Source organism: Paenibacillus sp. p3-SID867 (assembly GCF_025142895.1).
Taxonomy (GTDB): domain Bacteria; phylum Bacillota; class Bacilli; order Paenibacillales; family Paenibacillaceae; genus Paenibacillus_AQ.
This window is the reverse complement of sequence record NZ_JAMBDM010000010.1, coordinates 58639-75298: the sequence shown is the minus strand read 5'-3', so window position 1 is coordinate 75298 and position 16660 is coordinate 58639. Positions and strand designations below refer to the sequence as shown.

General features: G+C 48.7%; 18 protein-coding genes. 11 read left to right on the top strand and 7 right to left on the bottom strand.

The annotated features are described in order from the left end of the window. Window positions 1–73 precede the first annotated feature (73 nt). Window positions 74–1201 carry an NADH-dependent flavin oxidoreductase gene (locus tag M4D81_RS20725; protein ID WP_260067922.1) on the bottom strand — a complete coding sequence of 376 codons (1128 nt, stop codon included), beginning with the start codon at window positions 1199–1201 and terminating at the stop codon, window positions 74–76. A gap of 288 nt (window positions 1202–1489) precedes the next feature. Between M4D81_RS20725 and M4D81_RS20720 the strand changes: the two genes are divergently transcribed. After that, window positions 1490–1993, top strand: coding sequence for a MerR family transcriptional regulator (locus M4D81_RS20720; RefSeq protein WP_397376767.1), 504 nt, complete (start codon window positions 1490–1492; stop codon window positions 1991–1993). Between the two features lie 87 nt (window positions 1994–2080). On the opposite strand, the gene M4D81_RS20715 is transcribed toward M4D81_RS20720, so the two are convergent. After that, complete coding sequence (locus M4D81_RS20715; protein ID WP_260067920.1) at window positions 2081–2767, bottom strand: DUF2909 domain-containing protein; 687 nt, start codon at window positions 2765–2767, stop codon at window positions 2081–2083. Window positions 2768–2984: 217 nt separating this feature from the next. Between M4D81_RS20715 and M4D81_RS20710 the strand changes: the two genes are divergently transcribed. The 7 genes from M4D81_RS20710 (at window position 2985) to M4D81_RS20680 (ending at window position 8774) form a co-directional block, all read left to right on the top strand. Beyond that, window positions 2985–3149, top strand: a complete 165-nt coding sequence (locus M4D81_RS20710) for a sporulation protein Cse60 (RefSeq protein ID WP_260067919.1) — start codon at window positions 2985–2987, stop codon at window positions 3147–3149. Window positions 3150–3688: 539 nt separating this feature from the next. Further along, a complete protein-coding gene (locus M4D81_RS20705; RefSeq protein WP_071222546.1) occupies window positions 3689–4501 on the top strand; it encodes an undecaprenyl-diphosphate phosphatase in 813 nt (270 codons plus the stop codon). Between the two features lie 137 nt (window positions 4502–4638). Beyond that, a complete protein-coding gene (locus M4D81_RS20700) occupies window positions 4639–5274 on the top strand; it encodes a pyridoxamine 5'-phosphate oxidase family protein (RefSeq protein ID WP_071222548.1) in 636 nt (211 codons plus the stop codon). A 71-nt stretch (window positions 5275–5345) separates the two neighbouring features. After that, window positions 5346–6077, top strand: a complete 732-nt coding sequence (locus tag M4D81_RS20695; protein ID WP_260067918.1) for a phosphoenolpyruvate hydrolase family protein — start codon at window positions 5346–5348, stop codon at window positions 6075–6077. 57 nt (window positions 6078–6134) lie between these two features. Then, entirely contained in the window at window positions 6135–6551 is a 417-nt protein-coding gene (locus M4D81_RS20690) for a helix-turn-helix transcriptional regulator (protein WP_260067917.1), read from the top strand. A gap of 128 nt (window positions 6552–6679) precedes the next feature. After that, complete coding sequence (locus M4D81_RS20685) at window positions 6680–7891, top strand: Tm-1-like ATP-binding domain-containing protein (protein WP_260067916.1); 1212 nt, start codon at window positions 6680–6682, stop codon at window positions 7889–7891. 52 nt (window positions 7892–7943) lie between these two features. Further along, on the top strand, window positions 7944–8774 hold the full coding sequence (locus M4D81_RS20680; protein ID WP_260067915.1) for a phosphoenolpyruvate hydrolase family protein: 831 nt from the start codon (window positions 7944–7946) through the stop codon (window positions 8772–8774). A 172-nt stretch (window positions 8775–8946) separates the two neighbouring features. Here the strand turns inward: M4D81_RS20680 and M4D81_RS20675 are convergent, their stop codons facing one another. Both M4D81_RS20675 and M4D81_RS20670 read right to left on the bottom strand, forming a co-directional pair. Continuing rightward, entirely contained in the window at window positions 8947–9120 is a 174-nt protein-coding gene (locus M4D81_RS20675; RefSeq protein WP_260067914.1) for a hypothetical protein, read from the bottom strand. A gap of 184 nt (window positions 9121–9304) precedes the next feature. Further along, the gene (locus M4D81_RS20670; RefSeq protein ID WP_260067913.1) at window positions 9305–9622 is read right to left on the bottom strand and encodes a hypothetical protein; all 318 of its coding nucleotides are present in this window, start codon (window positions 9620–9622) and stop codon (window positions 9305–9307) included. A 176-nt stretch (window positions 9623–9798) separates the two neighbouring features. On the opposite strand from M4D81_RS20670, the gene M4D81_RS20665 reads away from it, so the two are divergent. From M4D81_RS20665 to M4D81_RS20655, 3 genes are all read left to right on the top strand, one after another. After that, window positions 9799–10776 (top strand): LacI family DNA-binding transcriptional regulator, encoded by a 978-nt coding sequence (locus M4D81_RS20665; RefSeq protein WP_071222556.1) that lies wholly within the window; start codon window positions 9799–9801, stop codon window positions 10774–10776. Between the two features lie 151 nt (window positions 10777–10927). After that, window positions 10928–11854: a prenyltransferase gene (locus M4D81_RS20660; protein WP_260067912.1), complete on the top strand. Its 927-nt coding sequence runs from the start codon at window positions 10928–10930 to the stop codon at window positions 11852–11854. 17 nt (window positions 11855–11871) lie between these two features. Continuing rightward, on the top strand, window positions 11872–12603 hold the full coding sequence (locus M4D81_RS20655) for a DUF6081 family protein (RefSeq protein ID WP_071222560.1): 732 nt from the start codon (window positions 11872–11874) through the stop codon (window positions 12601–12603). Window positions 12604–13464: 861 nt separating this feature from the next. Here M4D81_RS20655 and M4D81_RS20650 read toward each other — a convergent pair. From M4D81_RS20650 to M4D81_RS20640, 3 genes are read right to left on the bottom strand one after another with little or no spacing between them, the layout of a single operon-like run. Then, window positions 13465–14385 carry a glycine betaine ABC transporter substrate-binding protein gene (locus M4D81_RS20650; protein ID WP_071222562.1) on the bottom strand — a complete coding sequence of 307 codons (921 nt, stop codon included), beginning with the start codon at window positions 14383–14385 and terminating at the stop codon, window positions 13465–13467. A 1-nt stretch (window position 14386) separates the two neighbouring features. Beyond that, complete coding sequence (locus tag M4D81_RS20645; RefSeq protein ID WP_260067911.1) at window positions 14387–15220, bottom strand: ABC transporter permease; 834 nt, start codon at window positions 15218–15220, stop codon at window positions 14387–14389. Beyond that, entirely contained in the window at window positions 15213–16415 is a 1203-nt protein-coding gene (locus M4D81_RS20640) for a quaternary amine ABC transporter ATP-binding protein (RefSeq protein WP_071222564.1), read from the bottom strand. Before M4D81_RS20640 ends, M4D81_RS20645 begins: the two co-directional genes overlap by 8 nt. Window positions 16416–16660: the final 245 nt, after the last annotated feature.

Sequence of the window (16660 nt, the reverse complement as noted above, 5' to 3'; positions counted from 1 at the left end):
CTTGTATCAGGTCACAATCGTATATATGTCTTTAAGAGCAGTTGCATTTACACTGTGATGTAGCTACAGTCTGTTAAATTTTAGTTGAGATAGGGAACCATCCTGGAGTATTGATGATTTTCAGCCATAACGAATGAGCAATCCCTAATTTTGCTTGATCATTCAAAGTTAACTCTGTACGAATTTCGTTTTCCTTACCCAGAGTTACTTTTTCAACCCAATCTGGATCGATAATCAGTTCTCGTCCAAGCGCAATAAATGGAACTCCCGATTGTAACGCTCTAAGCGCCTCGTCGGGCGTACGGATCGATCCTACGCCGATAATGGGAACTCTTTGTTTCACGAGCTCGTTAATAATCTCCATTCTGGAGCGATTGTCCTCTACGCCACGTCTAGGTTTAGACCAAAAATCCATTAAAGAGACATGCAAATAATCCAAATCTTTATTTGCCAGGGCGTCCACCAATATAAGTGTGTCGGCCATGGTAATACCGGGCGTCAACTCTTCTTCTGGCGATAACCGATACCCCACAAGAAACGGCTGTTTTGCATACTCATCCGCCACTTTTATTACTGTATCTACAACAGCGAGTGGAAATGCCATACGTTTGTCTATATTTCCTCCCCATCGATCATCGCGTCGGTTTGTGTGTGGGGAGAAGAATTGTTGAATAAGAAATCGGTTTGCCCCATGAATTTCCACCCCGTCGAAACCAGCCTCGATTGCCCTTCGAGTGCTATCGCCAAATGCTCGAATAATGTCCACAATTTCTTTCTCTTGGAGTTCTTGAGGGATCACGCTCGATGCTTCTTTAGCAACCGCACTCGCACTGACAATCTCACGGTTCGGTACCCATTCTGGCGAACTTTCGCGACCACCATGAAAGATTTGCAGAATGGCTTTTGCCCCGCGCTTCTTAATGGCTTTTGCCAGGCGTTGTAAACTTGGGATCACATCATCTCGATCAGCCGCTAATTCGCCGCCAAATACCTTGGAGTTGGGTGTGATTATGGCGCTCCCAGTGACAACGATTCCAACTCCATTTGAACGACTTTCGTAATATGCGATTAACTCATCAGATACTGTACCGTCTTGCTTAGAATAAGATATTGTCATCGGTGCATGAACGATACGGTTTTTTGCTTGGATACCATTCTTAAAACGATACGGCTCCATTAAAGGCTGATATTTACGATCCATAGATGTCCACTCCTATTTTTTAATCATTGCAGTTCCAATCTGATGCGGGCACTAGGCGCGGTTAACCGCGTGAAATGTCGCGTCGATTCAAGTCCAATATACATTTCCTCCTTTATATGGTCAGGAGATTTCTCCTGTTAGAGCTCATCATAAAAGTTGGAGTCGAATCCAAGTCAAGATGCGAAAACAAAAGAGGTGCCTTGGGGAAAAGAGATAGGAGAATAAGTTTGACTTGGAGTCGGATCCAGGATGTATAATGGTCAAAATGCAATTTCGGGAGGGGACGCAGTGGAAGAACTAATATATACGATCAAGCAAATCGCCGAGCAAACCGGAATTTCCGAGGATACGATTCGATATTACGAAAAGATTAAGCTACTACCTCGGGCGGACCGGAAGGAAAACGGGCATCGCCTCTATAGAAAAGAAGACATTTATATGTTCAAGCTGATATCTTGCCTTAAAAAAACGGGCATGCCGCTCGAGGCGATGCGGCCGTTTTTGGCGGCCTCAGCCAACACGGATTCCGTGGAATATACGGAGTTGGTGGATCAATTAAGAAGCCACCGTGAAAATATCGTGAATCAAATCTCCTCACTTCAGCAGATCGTTGATTTTATTGATATCAAGCTGAAGGAAGGGAGACCTCGCCGGGAAAGCTCAGAACAAAGTCAAGGTGAGGCTTTAGAAGAAGAAAAGGAGAAAGCAAAAACAAAACCCATTTCCGTCGTGGAAATGAGTTATTTTTCAGCATCTGCTAAAACGGACAGGGTACAAAATTCGATTAAATAGGTATGAGCTTGATCTGCTTAGCTGCGACTTCATTAACGAGTGTCGAATCAAAAGTATCATACATCCTTAATATCACCGGACTAACTTCTAATCATTTTCTAAATTGACCGAGCCGCTGTCTCTCGGGTCGGTTATTGTTTTGCGAGCTATGAGATCTCCTTCTTCATTGAAGCCCTCGATAGCAAAAGGTGTGGAAATGGCCGTGGGCAAAAACACGAACCAGATCATTTTTTCATTTCCCACGGTCGCCAGTTTAGCTTGATATGTACCATTATTCTGACTCTTGACAGTTACATGCTTGATCGAAGGATTCAGAATATCTCCAAAAACCATGGGAAAGGGGGTTGAGATATGATCTAGTTTAGGCATGCTCATATAGTTGAATGATGATTTTGATTGTAGGGATTCACTGATCCCGAATCCCCCGCCCCAAACCCACTTCCATCCAATCCATGTTTTTCGCACATACTCTACCTGTAGATTGCTGCTATCCGTTTGATTATATCGTCTCATAAATATAAGGGTGCCCCCTTTAACAGGTTCTCGGTGAATGACTTCCATCGACGATGGACCTCTAAACCGTTCGACCGCTTTATCCGGGGTCTTCCCGAGTGGGATATGAAGGGTAACTTTTTGCCCGAGCGCGCGGGACATGCGCCGATCCGACAATCCTCCAGGGCGTTCCATCATATAAATTATGGCGTAGAAGAGAACGGTAGAAAGTAACATCAGTAAGGCAGTAATCCCAATGATTCGTTTGTGTTTGACTTGCATAATCCTGTACCACCACCAAAAATGTTTTTATCATAATTCCTCTAAAATCGAACAACGACTCCACCAATATACCATAATTTAGATGTTGATAAGCCGTGTATGAGAAACCAGGCGTTAAAAGGGCCAGTGTATCTTAGAGGGATGAAACGCCCGGTTTACTTAACTCCAGCAGGGAAAAACCCACTTTATGTCGAAGTTTGATGGGGGGGGTGCTTACATGCTGAAAACGTTGAAAGTCGAGCTCTTTAGCGATTCCAATCTGGACGATTTGCAAGAACAGGTTAATGAGTTCCTGTATAATATCTATCCTGATGATGTCAAGGATGTTAAGCTTTCGTCTGCCGACGGAACGTACGATATTTTGGTCATTTATAAAGAATAAAGAAAAGCACCGCTAAAGGTGCTTTTCTTTATGTCCAGGTATCACCGTATAATTGAGCATCTATACGAAACAAACGATTCCGTTTTCTCAATCGTGGACACACCGATAAGAACGGAATTCGTGGTTCCGCCACCTATATTTTCAAATGAATAAAATGTTGCCGGCACTCCTCGCATCGTGACGTAATCATCTTGCAGAATATCACCGGTAGTGTGGGCGTAAAAACCGATAATGGAGTTATCGTTATCATCTACGATGTGTATTTCGGCCAGGGAAATAAGAACTGATCACTGGTGTGCTTACAACTTTTTATGTCCCCCTAATGAAGCTTTAAGGTTTCATTAAGCTGCAGACCTTATGATGGAATCACCTCTTAACAATAGATTAGGAGCCCCTCTAATTCCGTGGTTAGAGGGGCTTCTCTTGTTTACCTACCTTTTTTGGCCCGCGCGTGGTTTGATTGTTGCTATTTTTTTGGGCTATGATAGACTAGTGTTTTTTATAAGCCATACAAATGTTGTAAAGAGAGTAGGAGAGTTATGGAAGATGTCATCTTGTGGTTGAAGTACTTGCTGCTGGGTATTGTGCAAGGGGTTACGGAGCCGATTCCGGTATCCTCCAGCGGTCATTTGATTGTCGCCCAGAGACTCATGGGCATGGAGCAGAATGGGCTGTCATTCGAAATGTTAACCAATGCGGCCTCGTTGATTGCAATTGCGTTTATCTATCGCAAGGATTTGCAGAGACTGATCGTGAACGGCCTAAATTATTTGCGCACACGAAAACCGGAGTATAAATCCGATTTCTTGTTCATTCTGTATATTGTTATAGGTACGATTCCGGCTGTCATTATCGGTCTGTTGTTCAAAGATCAGATCGAAGAAATATTTGCTTCTGTACATACGGTTGGTATTGCGCTTCTGTTCACGGGGGTCGCCCTTTGGCTGATAAGGAATCTTCGCGGCCGCAAGCTGGACAATGATCTATCATTCAAGGACGCACTTATCGTAGGTTTGGCCCAGGCGGTTGCACTGATCCCGGGTATTAGCCGATCCGGCTCAACCGTCATTACGTCGATTGCTGTCGGGATGAAGCAGGAGACAGCGCTTCGGTTTTCCTTCATGCTCTATATCCCTATAAGTCTCGGCGGTATGGTGCTGGGCGTATCGGACATCACATCGGACCCCGACTTTTCTTCGCTGCTAATTCCTTATCTGATCGCGTTCATTGCTACGCTGATCTGTACCTATGTTGCGATGAAATGGCTCATGAATATCATGGCGCGCGGAAACCTGAAATATTTCGCCTATTATTGCTTTGTCGTCGGTATTTTGCTGCTTGTCTTCTTATAAGAATGGAGTATGGCTTCCCACAGGTTCTTGGAACTTGCGGGGGGCTTCTTTTCATACGAGCGGAGAGGACAAGAACCAGAATCGGATTGGTTATAAGAAACAGGTTTGAGGGGGAAATAAAAAGGAGGGTGATTTTGATGACAAAAAGTCCTTTTCAGTCCATTATTACATCGGAGGAGGAGCTTCGGGACCTGTTCGGCGAGTCCAATCACGTGGTCAAACATAAAGCTATTGATCGATTGGATCATCACTGTAAAGACTTCATAGACAAGAGTCCGCTGCTATTTATGGCGACTTCGGACGAATCCGGTTACTGCGATGTTTCGCCCAGGGGAGATGCACCGGGGTTTGTACATGTGATGGATGAATCCTGTTTGGTTATTCCGGAACGGCCGGGCAATCGCCGCTTTGATTCGCTGCGAAATATCCTGACCAACCCGAGGGTTGGCATCGTGTTTGTCATACCGGGTTTGAAGGAGACCCTGCGAGTCAACGGCAGTGCCGTTCTGGTAAGGGACGAAAACATTTTGGAGCAGCTCAGCGTACAGGGCAAACGGCCATGGCTTGGCATCGGAGTACGGGTTGAAGAATGCTATATTCACTGCGCAAAAGCCTTCATACGCTCCCAAGCATGGAATCCTGATTCCTGGATACCAGACGAACAACTGCCGAATCCGTCCCGGATCATTACAGATCATGTGAATCAAGATAGTGTGACGGAGGAGTCGGTTACTCGGGGATTACAGGACAGTTACGACAAGCGTCTCTATTGATATTCATTTATAATAGGATTAGCAACGATGGTAATATGATGGTCAGATTGAAGATAAGGGGACCAATAGCTTTGATAACGACCAGAGAACAAATTTTAGACCGATTACATAAAGGAATACAGACGCAGGAGCGATTGATTGGCGTTGCGGCAGGGGCAGGAATCTCGGCAAAATATGCGGTTAAGGGCGGGGCTGATCTTATACTGGCCCTGAATTCGGGCCGTTTTCGGCAGATGGGGCTTGGCTCCTTGGCGGGTTTCATGCCCTATGCGAACTGCAATGAAATGGTGATGGAATTCGGCTCGCGGGAGATTCTTTCGGTGGTTGGTGACATACCGGTGATCTTCGGCTTATGCGGGACAGATCCAACCATTCAGCTTCCTGATTACTTGGCATTCATCCGCGGCAGCGGTTTTGCCGGCATTATCAACTATCCGACCGTGGGACTGATTGATGGACAGTTCCGTGAAGCCTTGGAGGAAGAAGGCATCACCTATCTGCAGGAGGTGGAGGCCATCCGGGCTGCTCATGATCAGGATATGTTTACGATGGCCTTTGTTTTTACTCCGGAGCAGACGAAGTGGATGCTGGATGCGGGAGCCGATATCATCTGCGCCCATTTGGGTGTCACGGCGGGCGGGTTGATGGGCACCACAAAAGCATGGTCGCTGGAGAAGGGTGCGCAAATCGCCAGAGACATATTTGAAGTATGTGACGCTTCTCGTAGGCGGCCGATCAAGCTGGTATATGGCGGCCCGGTCCATACGCCGATCGATGTTCAGTATATGTATGACAACACGTAAGCCATGGGTTACGTGGGCGGTTCGAGCTTTGAACGAACACCGACGGAAGAGGCCATCGTGGATGCAACACATCGTTTTAAGGCAACAGGCTATCTGGAGCAGGATCGACAGCTGATGGAGAAGCTCTCGGGGCTCGAAGAGCCGATGGATTATGTTGCATTTGTGAAGGAATATGTTGCTGAGAATTACACGGGCCCGATTTCAATGACCGAGCTGGCAGAGCGAATTCATGTTTCACGAACGCATCTGAGCGCGCTTTTTAACAGGGAAGTGGGATGCAGCTTTCCGGAATATATAGCCAAATATCGTATTCACAAGGCTCAGGAAATCATGAAGCACAGCAAGCTGTCCCTGGGCAGAATAGCCGAATTGGTAGGCTACCCTGACTATGTTCATTTCAGCAAAACCTTCAAGAAATACGCGGGAACTTCTCCTCAATCCTATCGTCAGCATCTGAAAGACAAATATACATAAAGATCGTACATCGATACGATCTTTTTTATATGAAAGCGCTGTATTATAGTCTTGTAGGGATCCTATGCCGGACCAGTCAGGACTGGTGCAAGCGATCCTTTAGATGAGATATGGAGGAGGTCTGCACGGTGAAGACGGTAGCTATTGCAGGGACATTTGATTCGAAGGGTGCCGAGTTTTCATATGTTAAATCCGTCATCGAGAGCTTGGGGCTAAAGACGTTTACGATCCATAGCGGTGTGTTTGAGCCGATGTTCACGCCGGATGTATCCAACATCGAGGTTGCAGCGGCAGCTGGAGTGGATATACTCGAGATCGCGGCCCGAAAGGACCGGGCGGCAGGGACTGAAGCATTGGCTCAAGGAATGGAAAAAGTCGTACCGAGGCTGTATGCCGAGGGCAAATTTGACGCCATGCTGTCATTCGGCGGTACTGGAGGTACTTCGATCGTCACAGCGGGGATGAGGGCATTGCCGATTGGCGTTCCGAAACTGATGGTGTCCACGGTCGCATCGGGCAATACGGCACCTTATGTGGGGACAAGTGATATTATCATGTTCCCGTCCATCGTGGATGTATCCGGACTGAACTCGTTTTCCACCAAAATATTCACGAACGCGGCACATGCGATCGCCGGCATGGTTCAGTTCGAATCGGCGCCCCCGATGGATAAAAAGCCGTTGGTTGCAGCGACGATGTTTGGAGTTACGACCCCTTGCATCGATTATGCCAGGACGCATCTGGAGCTGCATGGTTACGAAGTGCTTGTATTTCACGCCACAGGTACGGGCGGACAAACGATGGAAAGCCTTATTGAGGCCGGATATATAGACGGTGTGCTGGATTTGACGACAACGGAATGGTGCGATGAGCTGGTGGGCGGCGTTTTGGCGGCCGGTCCGCATCGGCTAGAAGCAGCCGGTCGCTGCAAGGTACCGCAGGTCGTATCGACCGGAGCGCTGGATATGGTCAATTTCGGTCCATATGAAACCGTGCCGGAGACATTCCGGGAACGGAATCTGTACAAGCATAACCCCTCGGTTACGCTGATGCGGACCACGGTTGAGGAGAACCGACAGCTTGGCGAGAAGATTGCGGAGAAGCTGAATGATTCGCAAGGGCCTACGGCGCTGATGCTCCCTTTGAAGGGCGTATCGATGCTTGATGTAGAAGGTGAAGCATTCCATGGACCTGAAGAGGATAAGATGCTGTTTGATACGTTAAGACAACGCATAGACCGTAACAACGTTGAGTTGATCGAGATGAATACGGACATCAATGACCAAGCTTTTGCCGTGGCTGCGGCCGATAAGTTGATGGAGCTAATGAATCGGCAGTGAGAAGGGGAAGCCAAACGCACCAAGTATTTATACTGAAGGAGGAACATATATCATGGCTATGCAAACAAGAACAGAAGTATTAGCAAAGTTAAAATCAGAGGTAGCAGCGGGTAAGGTGTTATTGGGAGCGGGAGCAGGAACAGGAATTTCGGCCAAGAGCGCCGAAGCCGGCGGCGTAGACTTGATCATTATTTATAACTCGGGCCGTTACCGGATGGCGGGGCGCGGCTCGCTCGCAGGATTGATGGCGTACGGGGATGCGAATCAGATCGTGGTGGATATGGGGAATGAGGTGCTGCCGGTCGTGAAGCATACGCCGGTATTGGCGGGTGTATGCGGCACGGATCCGTTTCGGATCATGGATATTTTTCTGAAGCAGCTTCAGGAGCAGGGCTTTGCGGGCGTACAGAACTTTCCGACGGTGGGCTTGATTGACGGCGTATTCCGGGCCAATCTGGAAGAGACAGGCATGGGTTATGATCTTGAGGTTGAGATGATCCAGAAGGCGCATGAGCTGGGTATGGTGACCACCCCGTATGTGTTTGATGTCGATCAGGCGAAGAAGATGGCCGAAGCCGGAGCCGATGTCCTGGTTGCCCATATGGGGCTTACCACCAAAGGTACCATTGGCGCGAAAACAGCGCTGACGCTCGATGATTGCGTGGACAAGATTCAAGCGATTTGCGATGCCGGTAAAGCTGTCAACCCGGACATTATGATTCTGTGCCATGGCGGTCCGATTGCAGAACCTGAAGATGCGGCTTATGTATTGTCCAGAACCCAGGGCGTGGAGGGATTCTTCGGAGCATCCAGCATCGAACGTTTTGCCACGGAGGTTGGCATTAAGCAGCAGACAGAGGCTTTCAAGAATATCTCGAAATAAAGCGATAAGATAAAGAATGATCGAATCATATAGAATGAAAAAGGCTCCCATGAAGGGAGTCTTTTTCATGCACAGTGGCTAGAGAAGCGTTGTTCGGGTCTAAACTCGTATATGGGTCCGAAAACGACGCGTAGCACCTCTCTAGCATCCGGCGGCTTATCCGCTGGTTCGCTTAATCATCATCCTTGCGTTTGCTCTTGGATGCAGCTATAACAAAGGCAATAATGATAAGCGGAATGAAGATGAACCAGGGGATCGTAATCGTCGTCCCCAATAGAATGGCAAGCAGTAACAATCCAACCATACCCATTATAATGTATAGGCAGCCTCTGCCGAACGTCTCCATCTTCCATCAGCTCCTTTTGACAAGGATAACGTAATGGACAAGATCCAAGTTTCACGTATCATGCTAAAAAGGCAGAAGCCTTGCTCTTGCCATCACGCCCTTGCCGGTCACGCTGACAATGAATGAAGGTTTCCACCCAACCTCAGTGTAAAGTATGAAAAGCATACCAGATCAAGACTTCTTTTTATCGTTGTTCATCTTTTGCATTCATCTTATAACCCTTCAATGCGCTGAGATTAGCCCTGGAATTACCAAGGGGTGGTTTCTGATCGCCAGGCTGCTGGGGAAGACGGTGCAGCACTTCCCGGAGCAGGGCATTATTTTCCCACACGATTTCATGGATTTCACCTACTGTATAGAATAGTGCGCCTAAGATTGCACCGCTAATGAGCCAAGTAGCTCCGGTCAACCAATTGCCTTCCATGATGATATGAACGATGACTCCTCCGATAAAACCGCCGATGAGCCATATAGCTCCCAGTGTCTTGAACAGTTTTGACATGCCGATACCTCCATAGGGGTGATATTGTGTAATCGTATCAAAAAAAAGCAATGTATGGTATTGTGTGCACTCGTATGCATCACAGCTCTTTACTCCGGGTTGCCTCCCTTTGAATAGGGAAAGCAATCATGATAGTATCAGGAAGGAACCAGTGGACGAAGGGGGCTTGATGGATTGTGGCTAACATTAAAGAGATTGCCAAGCTGGCAGGCGTATCGGTGTCAACGGTATCCCGGGTGCTGAACAACCATCCCTATGTCAGGGAAGATAAGCGGACACGCGTGTTGGAGACCATGAAACAGCTGAAATACGCCCGGAATATGAACGCGGTTCATCTGATTACAGGGAAAACGATGAATATTGCTATTATGCTGCCGTTTATTAATCATGCCTACTTCTCCTTGCTGATGGAGGGAGCCGGCCAAGAAGCGCTTGCTGCTAGTTATCGCCTAATCCTGTGCCAAACCGGGTATGCGCCGGATAAGGAAGTGGAAGTGCTGGAGATGCTGCGAAACCGCGAGATTGACGGCATTATTATTTTATCATCGGCCGTGACCCCGAAACAGATCGAAGCCTATTGTGCTTATGGACCGATTGTATGCTGTCAGGATGCGGGCGAACGATTATTTTCTTCTATATATATAAACCATGCTGAGGCATTTCGCAGTGCCATGCAATTTTTGATAAAGCGGGGACATCGACGCATCGGCTTCACGGTGGGAAGACTGGACAGTCCGAGCACGAGAGCACGCCAAGTGGCATATGAAGAAGTCCTTAAAGAGATCGGGGAGCCTTACCGCCAGGAATGGATTTTGGATGGCTGTATCGATCTGGAAGACGGTGCGGCAATCATGGATCGGCTGTCCGCTATGGAGGAACGTCCAAGTAGTTTATTGGTAACGGGTGACCATGTGGCCGCGGGTTTGATCTATGAAGCTGAGAAGAGAGGACTGTCCATTCCGCAAGAGCTCGCTGTCATTGGCTTCGATAACCAGCCGATCGGTAAAATGCTGGGTCTCACCACGATTGATAACCGACTCTTTGATATGGGTTCGGAGGCCTTCAAAATGCTGTATGCGCATATTCAAGGGGAGCGGAAAGAGCCGATTCGCAAGGAGCTTGCCTTCGAGCTGATCGAACGTTCATCGGTATAATGGCTGCGTAGCCAAGTTCTAACAAACGGATTACAAAGTTCGACAATTATGATATTCTTATTTATGCAAGTTCCATGTTTCACAACGTTAACGTCTGCAGCCGTCTGCAGGCGTTCTATTCTGTATTATAGAAGGAAAGGAGCATAACCAAGTGGATGCCCTTGAACAGTTTAAAAAAGCTTCCCGAATCAAAGTGATTCCCGTGATGCTGATTCCGGTTGCTTTAGGAGCACTCGGGGCTTATGTATGGACAGGTGAATTTCATATAGGCCTCTTTTTATTGACCTTGATCGGGAGCGGTGCTGCCCATCTGTTCTCCAATATGGTGAATGATCTGTGGGACTATAAGAACGGAACGGACACGGAAGCGCAGGAGCATGTAGATGCGATCTCCACGAATTCCGGTTTTCTTACGAAGGGCGTCTGGTCGCTCCGTAAATTCGAGATCGTTACCTGGACGCTGTTTGGGATTGCGGCGCTGAGCGGTATTATCCTTAGTTTGATTAGTGGTTGGTGGGCCTTCATCTTTGGCGGACTTGGCGGGCTGATCGCTTATTTCTATGTCGCACCGCCGATTCAATTCGGATACCGCGGCAAGGGTTTCAGCGAGATTGCGATTTTGCTATCCTTTGGTATTTTGCCGGTGATGGGCGCATACTACGTTCAAACCTCACATATGGATGTTCGGGCGCTGCTGCTGTCACTGCCCATTGGGCTGCTGACAACGCTGATTTTGTTTAATCATCACTTTTTGCATTGGCAGGCGGATCGTCAGGCCGGGAAGAAGACCCTGGTAGTGGTATGGGGTGAAAAAAGAGCGCTGAGCTTCTCGAGAGTTCTGCTGCTGCTGGCCTGCTTGTCTTTGATAGCCTGCGTATTGGCCGGGGCGCTCCCGCCTTACGCATTGATTGCACTGCTTACGATGATTCCGTTGTATCTTGTCTATGGAAGATTGAAGGACAACAACCGTTCCGAAGCGTATTTACCGCTGATGGGTGCGTCAACGATGACCACCATGCGCTGCGGCGGCGTGCTGATCCTGTCATTGATCATTCAAGGAATCATTCAGACTTTGTAAGGAAGAAGGGGAATTAGATGGAACAACAACGCGTTTTTGGTGATTTTCACTCTATCCTGTCCGAGACCGGGACTTGGAAGATCGGCGGTTTTCCGCTGCCGGACGGTTCATTCTGGGAATATCGCGAGCCGAATGCAGTCGTGATCGTCCGCAACGGAATCCTGTACGTGCGGGCGCCGCTCAGCCGCCAGAATGATCAAATCCAAATTCTCGATAATGCAAAGCATATGTATTATTCCAACGAAGAGGTGGATGTGCCGGAATCCGGCGAGGTTACGTTCGAGCTGCAGATTCGGGCACGCACCCAGGGTACGGTTCCCGGCGACTTGTATGACGGCTATGTATCGTTGAATCTGCTTGATTTCAGCACGGGTGCAGCACTGGACTTTTTTGCTTCGAACGACAAGTATGCCAGCGTGTATGCCGTCCTGCCGTTCCCGGGCGTGCAGGTGCCGGAATCGGACAAGACCCGTTACTTCTGCATTTTCAAAGAGGAAGATACGCATTTTACACCGCGGGAATTCAACACGTACAAAATTACGTATAACCGTGCCGAGGACGAAGCGATCTTCTACGTGAACGGCGAGGAGATCCGCCGGGAGAAAAACATCCCGATCAAGTTTAACAAGTTCACCATCGCTTTGGGGATCATGACCGAAAAAGACCTTACGCCGCAGGGCAGCGTATCCGTGCATGGACAAACCGTCATTGCCGAATACTCTCCCGTGACGGTAACGATAAAAGAGTAGTGCTTATATAGTAGAAAAACGATCATGCCCATCTGTGGGCATGATCGTTTTTGTGAGCGAGGGACGAGCTGAAGCAGTGCAATGTCGAGGCCGTACGGGGAAAGATGCAAGCCCCCGACAGGGCAAGGAAGTTAGCCTGGCAAGCCTGTGAGTCCAGAGGAGTCACAGCATGCCCGGCAATGAATGAGTCTGACCGTGTAGAACAGGTCAGACTCTCAAGCCGAGCCGGCAAGCCTGTGAGTCCAGAGGAGTCACAGCATGTCCGGCAATGAATGAGTCTGACCGTGTAGAACAGGTCAGACTCTCAAGCCGAGCCGGCAAGCCTGTGAGTCCCAAAGGGATTCACAGCATGCCCGGCAATAAACCAGTCTGACCGTGTTGGACAGGTCAGACTCTCAAGCCAAGCCGACAAGCCTGTGAGTCCCAAAGGGATTCACAGCATGCCCGGCAATAAACCAGTCTGACCGTGTTGAGCAGGTCAGACTCTCAAGCCGAGTCGGCAAGCCTGTGAGTTCCAAGAGGATTCACAGCATGTCCGGCAGTGAATCAGGCAGCTGACCGTGTAGCAGTGGTCAGCTTAGCCCCTCCCGCGCCCAGCCCCAAAAAAAGCCATCCCAGACGAAAGGGATGGCTCTCTTTTGGTGGGTGGAAAGATTGGAGGCCGTACTTAGGAACAGAGGATGTATGCGTGGAGGAGACCTGGCGTTCGCCTTTGAAACCGGGAAAATACCGCAAGAATATCATCCCGTTTTCCTGGTTTCAACAGCGACCGGAACGGATACATCCTCCCAGAACAGGCCGACTAATCTTGACCACCAAAAAAAGAAAGCCATCCCACAAACCATGGGACGGCTTTCATCGTTACTTCAAATCCTCAATAGAATTGGCTTCCACGTAAGACGGAACCACCAGGCCGGTTTTTACGCCTTCCATGTTAGCGCCAAGGTCTTCGACCTGGTCCTTGAACTTATCCCAGTAGTCTGCATGCGTCAACGGAAGCCATGCTGCTACGGTTGCATCCACGTCACCGTTGGCAACGCCGGTCCACATTGGGCCTGCTTCGACTTGAAGCGCCTCAACTTTGTATCCGAGCTTGTCTTCCATGATCACTTTCAGCAGATTGGTGCTGGCGATCTCGGAATCCCAAGCGACATAACTGAATTTGAAGGTTTTGCCGTCAACGGGCTGAACGCCTTCGAGCCAGGCGTCGACTTTCTCCGCATTGTTGTCCGCCCATTCCTTCGCGGCAGCTTCAGGGTCTTGACCTTCTTGAATCGCCGTCATAATCTGACCCATATCGTCGGACGTCCATTTGAAATTGCTCAGGAATTTGTAAGCTTCCGGATGATCTTCTTTCAGTCCAAGACGGACAACGGTGTGAATCTCTTCCGCTTCACCGAATACTTTCTTCGGATCTTCCAGATATTTCAGGTCATACTTGGAGAACATCCAGTGCGGAGTCCAACCGGTAATAATAATCGGATCCTCATTCTTAATGGCTTTGTTAAGGGTTGCCGTCATGGCAGCTCCGGAGCCTTCGACCAGTTTCCAGTCGGTCAATCCATATTCCTCAATAGCCGCTGCGGTCGCTTTCATAATGCCTGCACCTGGATCAATACCGATGATTTCATGTTTCACTTGTTCACCGAGGGAAGCAGTTGAACCGCCTTCAGCCCCTTTGTCCGTCGTTCCATCCGTTCCGCCATTTCCGCCCTGTCCGCAAGCAGACAGAACCAGAATAGCAGCCAAGCTCAGCAGCAACCAAAACTTCTGTTTCTTCAAATTAAGCACCCCTTTTTTTCGTTTTAAATATATTTTGTGTAAAGCGGTCAAGGACAATCGCCAAAATGACGACAGCCAAGCCAGCTTCAAACCCTTTACCAATTTGCAGCTGCGTTACGGCCCGGTAGACCTCGGCACCGATACCTTGGGCACCGATCATCGAAGCGATGACGACCATCGACAAGGACAGCATGATGGTCTGGTTAATGCCGGCCATCAAGGTTGGCATCGCCAGCGGGAGCTGAACCTTGAACAATTTCTGTCCGGAAGTCGAACCGAATGCATCCGCAGCCTCCGTCAGTTCACCTGATACTTGCATAATGCCAAGACGGGTCAGGCGAATCGTTGGCGGAATGGCGAAAATAACCGAAGCGATAACCCCTGGAACCACGCCCAAGCTGAAGAATGTAACGGCAGGGAGCAAGTACACAAACGCCGGCATGGTTTGCATAAAATCTAGAACCGGAATGATCACGCGGGATGCCGACTTGCTGTAGGCCGCCCATATACCTAGCGGAACACCCAGTATAACGGAGATCAAGGCTGCCGTGATAACCAGGCTGAGCGTGCTCATGGTCTGTGACCAGTAACCCAAGTTATCGATGAGCAGAAAACCGATGGCTGTGAACAATGTCAACGGCAGACGGCCTAATAGGTAGGCAATGACGGCCAGGATGACAATGAACAGATACGGATGTGGCAGCATGAACAAATCCGTAAAGAGCTGCACGACGTTTTCAATGATGAAGGCGATGGCGTCAAAGAACCCGGAAAAGACGTCTCCCATCCATTCAACCAAGGAATCAACCCAGCTAGCGAGAGGAATCTTAGGCATCTTGCGTCACCTCCTCGCTCTTGCTTTCTCCGGCCAAGGCACCAAGAACAGCACCGCGGACGATAACGCCCATCAATCGGCTATTCTCATCCACAACGGCCAACGGTACTTTAGCCATGCTCGTAATCTCAAACAATTCATTCAGCAATGTATCGGGTCCGACACTCGGACCGTCCGTAATAAGAATATCCGCAAGCTTGCGGTTATTCTTCATGGCATCCGAAGCATCTTCGGCCGTAATGACGCCAAGCAGCTTCTTGGAACGGTCGATGACGAACAGGTTCGAGATTCCCCGTTCACGCATAAGCTCCAGCGCAACGCGAGGTCCACGATCCATCGTAATGGTCTCCGGACGGCGCATAACGCGTGAAGCGGTAAGCACCTTGGACAGATCCACATCTTCCACGAACCGCTCTACGTAATCGTTGGCAGGCTGGGTCAAGATTTCTTCCGGCGTTCCGATCTGTACGATCGAACCGTCCTTCATCAAGGCAATGCGGTCGCCGATTCGAAGAGCTTCGTCCAGGTCATGCGTGATAAACACGATGGTTTTTTTCATTTTATCCTGGAGCTCGATCAATTCGTCCTGCATGTCTCTGCGAATGAGCGGATCCAGTGCGCTGAAAGCCTCATCCATCAGCAGAATCTCGGGATCATTAGCGAGCGCGCGGGCGAGCCCGACACGCTGCTGCATGCCGCCGCTAAGCTGATCGGGCATTTTTTCCTCCCAGCCCTTCAAGCCTACAAGCTCAAGCGACTTCATGGCCGCTTCGTGCCGCTTGCTTTTGTCTACCTTTTGAATTTCCAATCCGTACTCCACATTCTCTACAACCGAACGATGAGGGAACAAGGCGAATTTCTGGAACACCATGCTGATTTTTTTGCGTCTTACTTCACGCAGCTGTTCCTTGTTCATTTTTCGGAGATCCTTGCCGTGGATCAATATTTCGCCCGATGTTGGTTCAATCAACCGATTTAGCAAACGGACCAATGTAGATTTACCGCTGCCTGACAGCCCCATGATGACAAAAATCTCGCCCTCGTGGATATCGAAGCTGACACGGTTAACGCCAACCGTTATGTTCTTTTCTTTCGCAATTCGCGCTTTACTCCAGCCTTGCTCCAGCAATTGAATTCCTTGTTCCGGATTCGCGCCGAACAATTTGCTGACTTTGTTAACTTGCAGAATAGCCAAAAGTACTCCTCCTTTTATTGTATAGAGACGCGTCCATTTGACCGAGTCTTCTTATTCCTGTCGTCTCGTAAACCCATGTCACCCATTGTAACAACCGATACGTAAAGTATCAAACGTTATATCCGTACGTAAAGTACGTACAGTAAAAACTGTACAAAGTTATCCTTTAAAATGCTCCCATATACTCCGATATCCTCTAGAGCGATCTTCTTTACTTTTAAAATAGCTTTCCCTACAATAGATCA